The sequence below is a fragment of the Vibrio sp. SCSIO 43133 genome, from assembly GCF_023716845.1.
In the GTDB taxonomy this organism is placed as follows: Bacteria; Pseudomonadota; Gammaproteobacteria; order Enterobacterales; family Vibrionaceae; genus Vibrio; species Vibrio mediterranei.
On the sequence record NZ_CP068025.1, the window covers coordinates 1,633,723 to 1,647,704 of the forward strand.

Here is a 13,982-nt window from a genome sequence, read left to right on the forward strand (position 1 = left end):
GTGCTTAATGTAATTTTAATTATGCATGCATGTCAATGCTTAAAGATGTGTGCTTATGCGTGAATGGTTTTTGGGTTCTGAGTTAATTGAAATAGACGGGTTAGCGAATACCACAACAGGTATTAGTCAAAAAGCCAAGAGAAACAATTGGTTAACTAGGAAGGCGGCTGGTAATGGGCGTGCTTTTGAGTACCATATTTCTAGTTTTCACCCAGATATAAAAAAACATGTGATTGCGAAGTATGTCACAGACCCAAATGAGGCTAAGTTACTTTTGGCACTTGAGGGGCCAACAGGTGAAGATTCTCAAGAGCCAAGTAATATTTCAAAAATAACGCCGATGACAGAAGTGAAAGACTGGTGTGAACTGCCAGTTTTTGACGTACACGCCGCAGCTGGAGCAGGTTCACTAGTACACAGTGAATATCAAATCGAACAACTCATCATTCCAACTAGCTTGTTAGCTGAGTTTGGTTTATCTCCAAGAGACGCCTCCATCATTTACGTAGATGGTAATTCGATGGAACCTACCTTAAGCCACAAAGACCGCCTGCTGGTTGATACTCGCGAACTTCAGCACCCGGTAACAGATGGTGTATATGTTATTCGTATTGATGATGCGGTTTACGTGAAGCGGTTAAAATGGAACATTCCAAAAGGGATCTACAATGTTGTTTCAGACAACCCCGAGCACGACTCTTTCGAGATCAACCATAAGAACGGCCGAAACTTTAAGGTTATAGGTAAAGCGATAGCGCCGTTGTTCAAGAAGATTTTTTAATGGAACCATTAGTGAAAACAAGTGATGGCATAAAAGAGCAAAGGCGACCTTAAGGTCGCTTTTTTGTTGTTTAGTTATTGAGATTGTTGTGAATAGTGTTTGATTTGCAACTAGCTAGTCAGTGGTTTGGTAATGGATGCTATCTCTGGTGAATTTTGCCTTCGGTGAGGCAATAACCTCTATAACTATGAGTAACTTATTAACAATGTATGTAGCGGTAGACAGGTGTTTACCTATTGGCAGAGGATGCAATTGATGAGTGGTTCAATTCCTAATAGTATCTTACCTCACTTAAATGAGATTGCTGGCAGGCTTTGGTCTGGGCATGCAGCTGTAATGGTAGGAGCTGGATTTAGCAAAAACGCGACTCCATTAGGAGATGATTGCAAAGGCTTTCCTGATTGGAACAGGCTTGGCGAAGTGTTCTATGAAAAAACACGCGGTGAAAATATAAGTGACGGAAGGTTTTTGAATGTTCTAAAGCTAGCTGATGAAGTGCAAGCTTCCTTTGGTAGGCCAATGCTCCATCAATTGTTAAGGGATTACATTCCTGATGAAGAGTACGAACCTTCAAAACTATATGAACAACTCTTGAACCTTCCTTGGACAGACGTTTTAACAACAAACTACGATACCTTACTAGAACGTGCGGCTCGCTTGGTAACTGAGCACAACTATCAACTAGTCGTAAATAGTCAAAGTTTAATCTACTCAGAAAAACCCAGAATAATAAAACTACATGGAAGCTTTCCATGTGAAGAACCATTTATTATCACTGAGGAAGACTATAGACGATATCCAACAGACTTTGCTCCATTTGTAAATACAGTCCAGCAATCTCTATTAGAGAATACGCTTTGCTTGATTGGCTTTTCTGGTGATGATCCCAATTTCTTGCGTTGGATTGGCTGGATTAGAGATAATTTAGGTGAAAATAATTCTCCTAAGATCTATTTGATTGGCGTTCTAAACCTAACGAAAGCACAATCTAGTTTGTTAGCTAAGTACAACATAATTCCGATCGATGTGTCTGAAATTGATGGAGTTGGAAAATCTGATCATTACAAGGGAATTGAGACGTTCTTTGAATTTTGTTCGAGTAAAAAAGAGGCCTCAGAGAATTTAGATTGGCTTAAAGATCGCCCAGAGACGGTGTACAAAAGGCCACCTTCGCTTCCAAGAGAAAAATCATCTTCTAGTTCTGTTGATACTCGTACAACAGGAAGAGGTGAAATGTCTCCAACAAAGCCTCTTGAAGAACAGATTAAGCAGGTGCTACCAGAATGGAAGAAACAACGCGAAAGTTACCCCGATTGGGTTATAGTTCCGGAAGACCGCAGAAGTCAGCTTTGGTACCAGACAAAGAGTTGGGAAGGAGCAATTAAGAATGTTGATGACATTTCAGCGGAATATCTACTCGATTTTTTGTATGAATATCTTTGGAGGATTGAAAAGTGTCTATGTCCTATATGGGATCCTAACATCGAACTAATAGAGTACGCTTTACAACATGGCTCTGAATATATAAAAAGAGAAAAAGAGGGCTTACCCAATACAGGAATATTTCCTTCAAACTCTTTGAAACAGGTTAAGGAAAAATGTTGCTATATACAACTTTCATATCTGAGGTACTTGAGAGAAGAGGGCAAAGTTGACACATGGAAAGTCAATGAAGATAGGGCAACATTGTTCGTGCATCAGACGAATGAAGTCGCTCGTTATAATTATGAAAAAGCACTGTTTCGTTTATTTGAGTTTAACATTAAAGAGCTTCAGAAAGCCCTAGATGACTGGAAAGTAGTTCCAAGTCAGCCGTTTTGGAGCGCCAAAAAAGCGGGGCTCCTAGCAGAAATAGGAAAATTAGATGAGGCTTTTTCTCTTCTTTCTGGAGCCTTGAGGGCGGTCAGAGAGAAATTAAATCTTAAACCTGTTACTTCCAATTATTCCGAAGTTTCCCAAGAATCGTATATTCTGGTTTTACTGAGATATGTCCAAAATGCGATTAATTTTCTCCGAAAGGATGCTTATGAAGAACAAGCTGACTACTCTGAGAGGTGGAACTACCTGAAACAGTACAAATGTGACCCTTGGAATGAGCTAAAACTTCTTGAATCAACCTTGATAAGAGAAGTCAACGACGCTCAGTCTTCTAATGATGACGGCGTGTTTGACCTTAATCGTTCTCGCGGCAGTGTTTTTGTTTTTGCGCAGGAGCGAGGACGACTAGAAGCATTTAGACTACTTAAGTTTTTAGAAGATGTTGGTATTCCTTTGAGAGTGAAAAATAACCTTATTGTAAGGGATTCAATTTATGGAGCAATTGAACGTTTACATGACTCTGCACCATACTGGTGTATGACCACGATGCTCAGGCTTGGAGATAGTAAAGCTGTTAACAAAATATTTAATAGAAGTTCTCTATATGGAATGAAGCAGTCTGAAGTTACTCCTCTGATTTTAAACTACATACGGATGTTCGAAGAATCCTCGCTAGATAAAGAGCTTAGTAAAAGCCCAAGATCCGTAAACTTAAAAAAGATTATTCCTGAAGCACTATCAAGATTGGTCACTAAATCCTCCGAAGAAAGCCTTCATTTAGTATTCAAAGTGCTAGATAGCATTGCTAGATCAGGTGACTTATCAGGTTATGAAGGGTTAGGTGAATTTGTTCGTAGGCTCGTTGGGTCATTATCAGAGAAGAATGCGATAGATTATATTCCAGCTTTGCTGGAACTTCCTATTGTTGAAACGAAAGATTTTAGTATGCCAAGTGAAATGCCTAATCCCTTCATTTACTTAGGTGGTTTACGGCCAGAGTTAATGGAAGTGCCTGAAGGCTTCCTTTTGGATGAAAAAAATATACAGAGACTAATAGATTGTGTCGAAGGTGAATCTAAAGGACAAAGAGTAAGCTGTGTACATACATTGTATGTACTTAAGCATTTAAAACTTCTAACTGATAACCAGTTAACTATGTTTAAGTCAGCCTTGTTCTCGAAGGTTGACTCTGATGGATTCCCTATAGAAACGAACTTGTATCGGTTTGCACTTATGCTGGGGTTGTCGCCAAAACCTAAAGAAGCAGAAAAAACTCTTAGAAATTACATTTTACAACAAGAGTTTCCCGCTCAGGCTGATTCTCCCGAAAAAGGAGTTTCAATATCTGGTGGCTTTGTCTATTTATGCCACGAAATATGCGGGGCAAGTGAAGAGGTAGAATGGACACAGGACGAAGCTATAGAACTAGCACATAAAGTGGTTCGTTGGTGGAATAAAGATAGAGACTTCTTGAATAAAACTCTGCACGTCAAAGATGAATTTAGGAAGCGATTTACAGGTATTAATAACGTACTTAGTCGTGTAGCGACGAGTTTTTCATCTATTGAAGAAAAAGAGCGCCACTTATTTGTAAAGATGCGTGACGAGATGAGTTGTTGTGATCTTCCGGTCTTTAGTATAACAGCAGCGTTTTCTCCTTTCATTGATGAGTGGGATGCGAAGTTAGTAAATGATTTCCACTTAGCTTATTTAGATACAAGAGAAGAATTCATAGAAGATGCAATTGAAGGAATTTATACCATTTGCGCACGTGGAAAGTTTGATGATGATTTACAAAGTTGTTTAAGTCTAGTCGCTAATACCTTATTACTAAGGGATAAAATCCGGTTATTGAAATCAATACTTTTGGTTCGTAGATTAATCCTAAAGTACAGCGACGCATTTGTAGGAGATATAGAGGAAGCAACGTTGTTTGCGTTGGATAGAATTCGACTAGAAACAGAAGAAATTTCTAATGAGAGCGATATTAAAGATCTATTATTTATACGAGAACATACTGCTGGGCTTGCTCATGATCTTTATCGTAAATATATGGCAGCTAATGTGGCTATACCAGACTGCATTAAAGGGTGGGAACAGGTGTGTAACAATCCCGATGAGTTCATTGAGATAAGAAATGCTTGGCCTACCTAATTCAGCGCCAGAAACAACCTTTTGTCTAGAAGGAGCCATTCGGCTCCTTGATTTCAAATAACTTTGGCTATGCCTAATTTTCGTTTTAATGTTATGCACTTAAGTTCAATTGATAATCAATAACTTAAGAAACTTTAAGTGGAACTAGGTATTTGAAATGGTCCTAACAATTAGAATAAGACGCAGACTTCTCACCAAATCTGTATAGATACAATCCTATCAAACATTGAAAAATTACACTCAAACAAATACTGTCTATATATACAGTTTGGTTTGAGTGTTTTTATGTCTATTCGTAATCTGCAAGATGGCTCTAATAAGCCTTGGCTATGTGAATGTTACCCACACGGGAGAGGTGGGAAGCGCGTACGTAAAAAGTTCGCCACCAAAGGTGAAGCAAAAGCGTTTGAGTTGTTTACCATGAAAGAGGTGAATGACAAGCCCTGGTTAGGTAAGAAGACTGATCCTCGTCGCTTACAAGACTTGCTTGAGATCTGGTGGTCTGTTCACGGACATACCGTCAAGACGGGCAAAAACTCCTACGCAGTAATGGAGAAAACGATCAAGATGCTCGGTAATCCACTTGCACGTTTGTTCACCGCTAACGATTACTTACAGTATCGCGCTAATCGAGTCAGCCACCATCCAACCAGACCAGATATTGTCATCTCAGCTGCTACACACAACATTGAACTTAAAACGCTTAGAGCGATGTTTAACAAGCTGATTAAATACAATCAGTGGGACTTGCCTAACCCTTTGGAGGGAATTGAGCTGGTTGCGAGTAGCGAGCGTGAGCTGGCGTTCTTGGCCAAGGACCAGATCACGCCTTTCCTAGAGAGGGTGCATCAAGATAACAGTCCTTCAGCCCAGCAAATCTGTGTTGCTTGCAAAGTATGCTTAGCTACAGGGGCGAGAATAGGGGAAGCTTTAAACTTGAAGCGGTCTAAGGTCAGTCAGTACAAATTGCTATTTACGGAGACGAAAGGGAAGAAGAACCGTTCCGTTCCAATATCTCGTGGTTTGTATAATGAATTGCTGGATGTTGCGGTGAGTGAGTCAGCAGTATTTGACGTGACTTACTATGCTGCTTGGGAGTGTGTGAAACGTGCATTGCCTGAGCATGTTCCAAGTGGACAAGCGACCCATATATTGCGGCACACGTTTGCCAGTCATTTTATGATGAATGGAGGTGATATACTGGTATTGCAGCGTATTCTAGGTCATAGCAAAATCGAACAAACCATGGCTTATGCGCACTTCTCACCAGACCATCTTATACAGGCTGTTCAGTTAAATCCCCTCGAAAACTAGTCGTAAAAAAGTGGCGACAAAGTGGCGACAAATGTCAGTTGACCTCGGTTTTTGTCGGTTATTATCAGCAAGTCGCCACTATTTATATAAGCTAGTTTTTAATTAAATCAACCAATTATGCCGTTTTAGTATCTTCTGCGATAAAACCACCAGTTTGGTGAGCCCATAGTTGCGCGTAAATACCACCGTGGTTAATAAGCTCTTGGTGAGAACCTTCCTCAATGACTTCACCTTTATCCAGAACAATCAAACGATCCATTGCGGCAATAGTAGAGAGTCGGTGCGCAATCGCGATAACCGTTTTCCCTTCCATTAACTCGTTGAGACTTTCCTGAATGGCCGCTTCTACTTCGGAATCAAGTGCTGAGGTGGCTTCGTCCAAAATAAGAATCGGTGCGTTTTTCAACAGTACGCGTGAGATAGCGATACGCTGTCTTTGACCGCCAGACAATTTTACACCACGTTCACCTACTTGAGCATCGTAGCCTGCGTTACCAAATGGGTCGGTTAGGGTATCGATGAACTCATGAGCATGAGCTTGGCGAGTTGCAGCCAAAAGTTCTTCTTCGCTTGCATCAGGCTTACCATATAAGATGTTGTCACGAATTGAGCGGTGAAGCAGTGACGTATCTTGCGTCACCATTCCGATCTTGCTGCGCAGTGAATCTTGGGTAACTTTATCAATGGGTTGTCCATCAATACGAATACTACCACCTTCAACATCGTGAAAACGCAGTAGCAAGTTCACTAAGGTGGATTTACCTGCGCCGGAGCGACCGACTAAGCCGACTTTCTCACCTGGCTTAATATTGAGGTTTAAATTGCTGATGACACCTTTGTTCTCACCATAGTGGAAGCTGACGTCATCGAACTCAATACCGCCCTGATCGACCTTAATTGGTTTAGCATTTGGTTCGTCTTGGATAACGATAGGTTTTGATAGGGTTTTAATACCATCAACGACCGTACCCATGTTTTCAAAAAGTGCACCTACTTCCCACATGATCCACATCGACATTCCGTTAATACGCAGTGCTAAACTGATTGCGATAGCAATTGAGCCGACGGTAATCGCACTGCCCATCCACAGGTAGATAGAAATCGCTGCGATCGAGAACAGTAGAATGTAGTTGGCCAGCTGAACGGCAACGTCAAAGCCAGTTACCAAACGCATTTGACGATGAACGGTATCTAAAAAGCCTTCCATACCTTCTTCTGCATACTCGGTTTCACGACGGCTGTGCGAAAACAGTTTAACTGTAGAGATATTGGTGTAACTATCAACGATACGACCAGTCATTAAAGAGCGCGCATCGGCTTGTTCTGACGCCACTTTTTTGAGCTTTGGTACAAAGTAAATCTGGATACCAATATAGGCAAAAAGCCAAAACAGCATAGGTAACATCAGGCGTAAATCAGCTTGCGCCAAAATCACCAACATGGAAGTAAAGTAAACGGAAACATAGATAAACACGTCCGCCGTCTTCATGACTGTTTCACGTACAGCAAGTGCCGTTTGCATCACCTTAGTAGCAACACGTCCAGCAAAGTCATCTTGATAAAACGATAAGCTTTGCTTGAGTAAGTAGCGGTGCGCTTGCCATCGGATAGACATTGGGTAGTTGCCGAGCAAGGTTTGGTGCGTAATTAATGAATACACCAAGATTAACGCAGGCATTACAAACAATATCACCAAGCCCAACCACATTAGTGTTGCGCCGTTTTCATCCATAAAGGTTTCAGGATTACTCGACGTCAGCCAGTCAACAAGCTCACCCATAAATCCAAAAAGGGCAACCTCGATAATAGCCACTGTCGTGCTGAGCAGCGCCATAAGCAGTAATGGTTTTTCAAAGCCACGCGTGTAGTGTCGACAAAACGCAAAAATGCCCTCAGGCGGCTGATCGGGTTCTTGCTTTGGAAAAGCTTCTGTGAAATTTTCAAAGCGCTTAAACATGATTCACCTAAATCGTTAGAAAGCCCGTGTTTCAACGTTAATTCGAGCTTTCGAGAAGAGACAAAAAATCCTCCAATCCGAGGATAAGAGTAATAGTAAGAGCGAATTTATAATGTAATTTTACATGGCGAAAGATCCATTTCGCGGGTTAGAACAAGAGAAAGAAATCTGAAAATTCAGATATGAAACAGTGTATAACCTTTAACCAAACTGCTCAACAATTGTAGCAATTTAACCGCAGAATATTGGCTGTGACTCTCACCTTACCGTTACCTTACTCCGCTGATGAAGTTAGGTTTACAATATAGGTGGCAGTGATTATTACTGTATTTTTTAAAATATCCAGTAATTAACGGTGGAGAGAAAACGAAAAAAACACGTATTCAGTAAATTAATATTTAACACATTATTTACAATTTAAAGATTGTTGCACGCAAAAGTAGTTAAGTGGACCCTCTATGAATCATGGAATGACAGTTAGTATCGAAACAGCTGAGCCGACGCATCTTAGTCGATCAGTTCAAAATGCCAATTGTGTGGTGATGGTACCGCCGAAAGAGTTTGGTTTTAATGCACAGACGGCAGCCGATAATGAATTTCAACACCAAGTTTCTCTTGATGCCGATTCTGTAAAGCAAAATGCAATGTCTGAGTTTAAAGCGATGGTCTCTGGCTTGCGCCGCGCTGGCGTTCAAGTGGTTGAGTTTGACTATCCTATGGATGCCAGTGAAACACCTGATGCAGTCTTTCCGAACAACTGGTTTAGCACCACCCATGAAGGTGCCTTCTATACCTTCCCTATGGCTTGTAAGAATCGGCAACAAGAAGTGAGGCCACAGGCGCTGATTGATAGTCTTGGAGCTGCGGGAAGAAAAGTAGTCGCTGTGGACTCGTTGACCAATTACATCGAGCAAGGTGCTTTTTTGGAGAGCACGGGTGTGATGGTAAAAGATCATGTTAACAAAACGATTTATGCGGCACTCTCTCAACGATGTGAGCGTGAAGCACTCGAAGACTACGCCAAGCGCATTGGTTATCATCGCGTCGTATCATTTCAAACGGCGCTGCCATCTGGGCAACCGATCTACCACACCAATGTGATGATGGCAGTTGGTGAGCACTTTGCGGTGATTTGCTCAGAAGTGATCCCTGAATACGAACGTCGATTTGTAGTGAAGTCTTTGGCAAACACAAAGCAGGTGATTGATGTTACACTTGAGCAAGTTAATCAGTTTTGCGGCAATATTTTGCAACTTGAAACGGTTAATGGTGACAAGGTGATCGCGATGTCTAAATCCGCATTCGATGCGTTCAATCCCGCACAAAAACAGCAATTGTCTACCCACGGAAAACTGCTTCCTTTTGATGTTTCTACCATTGAGAACATTGGTGGAGGTAGCGTGAGATGTATGTTGGGAGAAGTGTTTCTACCAACACGAGTGAAGTCTCTGTAAGCAATTTTCTTGATAATTATTATCATAACAGCCGCGCCCTTAAAAAGGTTGCGGCTGTTGTTTATTCATAGTTTATGAATGTGCTTATTAGCGAGAATGACGTCCACGAGATGAGCGGTTTTTGAAAGCAGAGGCAGCTTTCGCTTGAGACTTCAAAATAGAATCAACCGTCAGTGCCATTGGTTCTTTAGGTTCTAATCCATGAGGAAAAGTGCGCGCACGTGGCGGTAAATCGTACTCTTCAGCAGAGGCACGGGGCATACGCTTAAAACGATACAGATAGAAGTTCTCCAACTTTTCTCGTGCCCACTCGGTCTTCTTGAGATATTTCACACTGCTAGCAATTGACGGGTTAGTATGAAAGCAGTTAAAGCGCATCGCTGTGTCAAGAATGTCCCACCCATAAAAGTCCACTAGCTCTTGCAACATTGTTTCTAATTTAAGGCCATGTAACGGGTTATTTTGTTGGAGTTCGATTCTTTCTTCATCTGTCATCATGGTTATGCCTATTAATCAAGTGTGCGGTACAGTGATACAACCTAGTCGTCCGCCCTGAGGTAGTAACTAGAAATGTTTATACAAGGTGGCTTTGTGGCGGGCGATTCTAGCAGAGTATTACCCCGATACCTACGCTAATCAACAAAGCTATTCAATCTACTCACTTCAAACGCGACATTCTCAGCGCTACTATTTTGTAATACGACAGAAATGACGCCGCTGGGTTTATCTCGCCATATTGGTTTACCGTCGACGTATTTGACCCATTGTCGATTGAGTTGTTGCAATGGGACATAAATGGCGATGCTATCACCGATTTGATAGGCGTAAGAAGAGGCGGAGACGGTTTGTTGGAAGCCAATTTGGTCTATGAGCCCGATATGCAGCGCCTCGAGTTGAGGGGAAGTAAGCCGCTTTAGAACAAGCTCAATGGCTGCAGGAATACCCGAACTTAGCTGCTCAAGTGCAATGCTCTGTTCCGGTGCTTGCTGCCAAGTTTGCCATCTGTTGAGTGAAACCTGTTCATTGAAGGCTTGCTGGTGGAAGTTAAGAGGGACGTTCCAGTTCGTTACCAGTGAGTTGTGAATAGTACCATTGAGGACCAGCGTTACAGACACCTCGCCATTTTCAGCCCAAGTTGGCAGCATTTGTCCATTCCAATGAATAGTAAAGGCATCACCAACGCCTTTTTCAAGCCATGTGTTGGTGTCTTGTTGAATAACGACTTCCCAGCGAGTCCAGTGTGCTAACTGAGCTTTGATTTCGAGCTGACGATTTGCCATTAGTTTGGCGTGAAACTGCTTAACTTGAGGCGTTTTTTCATTACGATGCTCGTTGATGAGTTGTTGATAGTCAGCCAATGCGGGCTTAGGTTGGTAGCTGGCTTTAAGAAGGCCAAAGCTTTGCTCTGCTTCGGCAAACCAACCTTGCTGCTCGGGTTCATCAGTAAGAGAGAACCAATTAAGGGCAAACAGACCAAGACTACGAAGCATCGGCAGATAAAATGCCAGCTTTTCAATCTCCACCGCTTGCTGCTGCTCCCATGCTGGTTGAGATGCGATTGATAAGTACGCCAGCATCCACGGCTTGTTGAAGCGTTTTTTTAACCTATCGCCTAGTCGTAAAGCTCGAACCCAAGCGGACCAATCTGGCGCGGCGTGAGCGCGCTCAGTATAACTAGAGAGCATTAGCATACTTGCCACAAAATCACTTGCTTCAATGGCTTGCTCAGCGCTTGCGTAACTCGGTGTGCCACCGGGTTTATCCCAATCACCCAGCCCCAATCCTACTTTAACTTGCGGTGCCCCTTTTCGTATTAGTTGGATCACCTCCAGCATTAATGGATCCCACTCGTCCCAAGATTCAATACCCTGTTTATTAAACTCAGGCTCCAAAATCAGATAGGCTTGAGGAAGGTCTCGCAACAACGGAATCAGCTGGTTTTTGATCTGTTCAAGATAACGTTGACGATTGGCAGTGACGTAGTCAGGGCTGATTTTGTCACCAAAAAACCAGTAATTAATCATAGGAATATAACCATGCAAATGAGCGCCGCGAAGTAAATCTGTGCGCAGCCAGTTCCAATCGCTGTCCTGAGTGATCCACAAACTGACGCTGTTTACCCGTAAATCATTATTGGTAAGCGTGTGCCAGATTGGCGCGAAGTTGTTACCACTACCTACAGGGTTATCTAACAGCAACCTTGCGCCGACTCCCCATAAAAATGGCGTTGTTGATACTGTCGTTTGTTGTGCGAGAGGCAACATGAAGGTCATGGCGTTGATGCGCTGTTGCCAACTTCTCGCTAACAGGCTGTTGCGGCTGCCCCAACTAGAGTTCAATTTACCCTGTATGTCATTGATAGCTCGTTGGGCTAGCGGTAAACGGTTGGCGCGAATGGCTGCGAAAGCCGCCCCAAACAATGCCTGAATGTACCAATCTGCATCGGCATTCTGAGTATCTTCTGCAATGGAAAGGTAAAGTTGCAGTGCTGTTTGGGGTTGTTGAGCTAGCTCTAACAAACTGTATGCGGTCAGAAGCTGTCCGCGAATCGCCAACGGCGCTTGCGGATGTGTGGCATATAGCCTGGCGCTAGTGTTTTGAAGTTGCTGAATATGATTTAGGTCGCGTAGCTTAACTAGAGTGAAGAAGTCGCCAAGTAACGGATCATTTTGATAGGCTCGCAATAGTGCAAATGCCGCCCTTGCTTCTAATTGGTGCACGCTAAAAGGGTTACTGGCTAAATATTCGCGATACAAGGTCATCGCTGTTGTCCAGTTGTTTTCTGCTTCTGCAATACGCGCTGCCAAGAATAGTGCTTCTCCTGAATAAGGCTGTGGCAACTGGTTCAACTTTGACTTGGCTTGTGTGACTTGTCCAACTTGAACCAGTTGAATTCCTTGACCGACGATTGCTTGGGAAGCGTTCATGGCTTGGCTACTACCCATGGTGAGTAATAAGGTAAGCAATAATGTAAGTAACCACGGTTGCCATGACGCCAAGTTAGCGTTCCGAGTTAAAGTCATTAGACGGCTCGGCTTCATTGGATGGGCCAACATCAATGGTCTCAAAGTAGTCTAGATTACTGCGAACCATTTCGATGTGAGCAGTTTGTTCTGGAGTCATCGCGCTGCTATCTAGACCATCAAGGCTTTGCTTCATGCTTAATACGATCACTTGTAGGCGAGCGGCACTGTCACTGACATTTTCTGCAATGTCGCTGAGTTCATCACCGCTCCGAGTCTTCACTTTTGTCGTTAGCTTACCTAAGGAGATGTCGACCAGAGCTTGTCGAATCCGCTCTACTGGACCATAAAGACGGTAGCTGAGCCAGCATCCCGCCCACGTTGCCAGTGCTAATTGAAGTAACAGTAATAAAATCAGCCAATTACTCATGGCTTGGTACATTGAAGGCATGGAGTTAGCTACCGCTGCAAACTCTTCGGGAAGCAACTGAAACGAGAGCTGTTCAGCGAGCACATCGAGCGTTTGAGAGTAAAAGAAATAGAACTGAGCAGCGTTAATCGCGGCACTGAGTATAGCGATGAACAGCACTCGCCAAATCAGTCGCCGAGATAATCCCACCTTAAAACTGTGCGTGATGGATGTTAGGCGCAAGAATTGCTGCATGTTCACTCTCCCTCGGATTTTGTCATTAAGAGTCTAGGATGGGCTTAAAGGTATTTCTGTAAAATTCGTTGGCGGTCACTCTAAAGAAAGCGTTAAACATCAATATGTTTTATAGTGAGATAGCAATAGTACTCAGGGAAATAGACAAGTTGGGAACAAGATGACGCCAGAACAAATAGGGAAAGCTTACGATCAGATTACTCACCTGTGGTTGAGTGAAGAGTTTAATCTCGATAATGGCATCGAAGCTCATAAACGAGCGATTGAGTTTATTTCGTCTAGAGGTAAGGCGCTCGATATCGGTTGTGGGTGTACCGGACGATTTATCAATCTGTTGCAACAAGTAGGGTTTCAACCTGAGGGGATGGATATCTCGAGTAAAATGATTCAGCTTGCTCGCGAACGTCATCCAGATGTTCCCTTTTATCATCAAGACATCTGTATCGCTGATCTACCAAGTAACTATGATTTTATCACTGCATGGGACAGTATTTGGCATATTCCTCTAGAACAGCAAGTCACTGTTATAACGAAGATTATTGGTAGTCTAAATCCGGGCGGTGTGTTTGTTTTTTCTTTTGGAGGCACACAAGAAGCAGGGCAGCATACCGATGATTTCATGGGGCCAGAAGTGTATTACTCGTCTCTTGGGACTAATGGCTTTTTAGAGCTTTTCATTAAACTTGGCTGCACAATTCGTCATTTGGAGTTCGACCAACACCCAGAGCTTCATACCTACCTTATTGCTGAAAAGCTGACCAAATAGCCCTCGTTACTTCTGGCATACGCTAATGCTGTTATTCGCTGGTCTCACTAATGCAGATCGGTGGGATAAAGCACGTCCAATGTCAATTGGTTTGTATTCTAATGATTAGAG

At 42.8% G+C, this 13,982-nt stretch carries 9 protein-coding genes; 5 read left to right on the plus strand and 4 right to left on the minus strand.

Going from position 1 to position 13,982, the window contains the following annotated elements; genetic code table 11:
* Positions 1-55 precede the first annotated feature (55 nt).
* The 3 genes from JKJ11_RS24195 to JKJ11_RS24205 all read left to right on the plus strand — a co-directional run bounded on the left by JKJ11_RS24195 (position 56) and on the right by JKJ11_RS24205 (position 6,067).
* Positions 56-781, plus strand: a complete 726-nt coding sequence (locus tag JKJ11_RS24195; protein ID WP_252039446.1) for a helix-turn-helix domain-containing protein — start codon at positions 56-58, stop codon at positions 779-781.
* A 255-nt stretch (positions 782-1,036) separates the two neighbouring features.
* Entirely contained in the window at positions 1,037-4,753 is a 3,717-nt protein-coding gene (locus JKJ11_RS24200; RefSeq protein ID WP_252039447.1) for an SIR2 family NAD-dependent protein deacylase, read from the plus strand.
* 285 nt (positions 4,754-5,038) lie between these two features.
* Positions 5,039-6,067, plus strand: a complete 1,029-nt coding sequence (locus tag JKJ11_RS24205) for a phage integrase (protein ID WP_252039448.1) — start codon at positions 5,039-5,041, stop codon at positions 6,065-6,067.
* Between the two features lie 115 nt (positions 6,068-6,182).
* On the opposite strand, the gene JKJ11_RS24210 is transcribed toward JKJ11_RS24205, so the two are convergent.
* On the minus strand, positions 6,183-8,024 hold the full coding sequence (locus tag JKJ11_RS24210; protein ID WP_252039449.1) for an ABC transporter ATP-binding protein: 1,842 nt from the start codon (positions 8,022-8,024) through the stop codon (positions 6,183-6,185).
* Positions 8,025-8,494: 470 nt separating this feature from the next.
* On the opposite strand from JKJ11_RS24210, the gene JKJ11_RS24215 reads away from it, so the two are divergent.
* Positions 8,495-9,478, plus strand: a complete 984-nt coding sequence (locus tag JKJ11_RS24215; RefSeq protein WP_252039450.1) for an arginine deiminase-related protein — start codon at positions 8,495-8,497, stop codon at positions 9,476-9,478.
* An 87-nt stretch (positions 9,479-9,565) separates the two neighbouring features.
* On the opposite strand, the gene JKJ11_RS24220 is transcribed toward JKJ11_RS24215, so the two are convergent.
* The 3 genes from JKJ11_RS24220 to JKJ11_RS24230 all read right to left on the minus strand — a co-directional run bounded on the left by JKJ11_RS24220 (position 9,566) and on the right by JKJ11_RS24230 (position 13,105).
* Positions 9,566-9,976, minus strand: coding sequence for a VF530 family protein (locus JKJ11_RS24220; protein ID WP_062461879.1), 411 nt, complete (start codon positions 9,974-9,976; stop codon positions 9,566-9,568).
* Between the two features lie 134 nt (positions 9,977-10,110).
* Entirely contained in the window at positions 10,111-12,501 is a 2,391-nt protein-coding gene (locus tag JKJ11_RS24225) for a hypothetical protein (protein WP_252039451.1), read from the minus strand.
* On the minus strand, positions 12,479-13,105 hold the full coding sequence (locus tag JKJ11_RS24230) for a hypothetical protein (RefSeq protein ID WP_252039452.1): 627 nt from the start codon (positions 13,103-13,105) through the stop codon (positions 12,479-12,481). Before JKJ11_RS24230 ends, JKJ11_RS24225 begins: the two co-directional genes overlap by 23 nt.
* A gap of 160 nt (positions 13,106-13,265) precedes the next feature.
* On the opposite strand from JKJ11_RS24230, the gene JKJ11_RS24235 reads away from it, so the two are divergent.
* A complete protein-coding gene (locus JKJ11_RS24235) occupies positions 13,266-13,871 on the plus strand; it encodes a class I SAM-dependent DNA methyltransferase (protein ID WP_252039453.1) in 606 nt (201 codons plus the stop codon).
* Positions 13,872-13,982 lie beyond the last annotated feature (111 nt).

Excerpts from the sequence above, each read along its gene's own strand:
- JKJ11_RS24195 (WP_252039446.1), top strand. The coding sequence starts at position 56 with ATGCGTGAATGGTTTTTGGGTTCTGAGTTAATTGAAATAGACGGGTTA.
- JKJ11_RS24200 (WP_252039447.1), top strand. The coding sequence starts at position 1,037 with ATGAGTGGTTCAATTCCTAATAGTATCTTACCTCACTTAAATGAGATT.
- JKJ11_RS24205 (WP_252039448.1), top strand. The coding sequence starts at position 5,039 with ATGTCTATTCGTAATCTGCAAGATGGCTCTAATAAGCCTTGGCTATGT.
- JKJ11_RS24210 (WP_252039449.1), bottom strand. The coding sequence starts at position 8,024 with ATGTTTAAGCGCTTTGAAAATTTCACAGAAGCTTTTCCAAAGCAAGAA.
- JKJ11_RS24215 (WP_252039450.1), top strand. The coding sequence starts at position 8,495 with ATGACAGTTAGTATCGAAACAGCTGAGCCGACGCATCTTAGTCGATCA.
- JKJ11_RS24220 (WP_062461879.1), bottom strand. The coding sequence starts at position 9,976 with ATGATGACAGATGAAGAAAGAATCGAACTCCAACAAAATAACCCGTTA.
- JKJ11_RS24225 (WP_252039451.1), bottom strand. The coding sequence starts at position 12,501 with ATGACTTTAACTCGGAACGCTAACTTGGCGTCATGGCAACCGTGGTTA.
- JKJ11_RS24230 (WP_252039452.1), bottom strand. The coding sequence starts at position 13,105 with ATGCAGCAATTCTTGCGCCTAACATCCATCACGCACAGTTTTAAGGTG.
- JKJ11_RS24235 (WP_252039453.1), top strand. The coding sequence starts at position 13,266 with ATGACGCCAGAACAAATAGGGAAAGCTTACGATCAGATTACTCACCTG.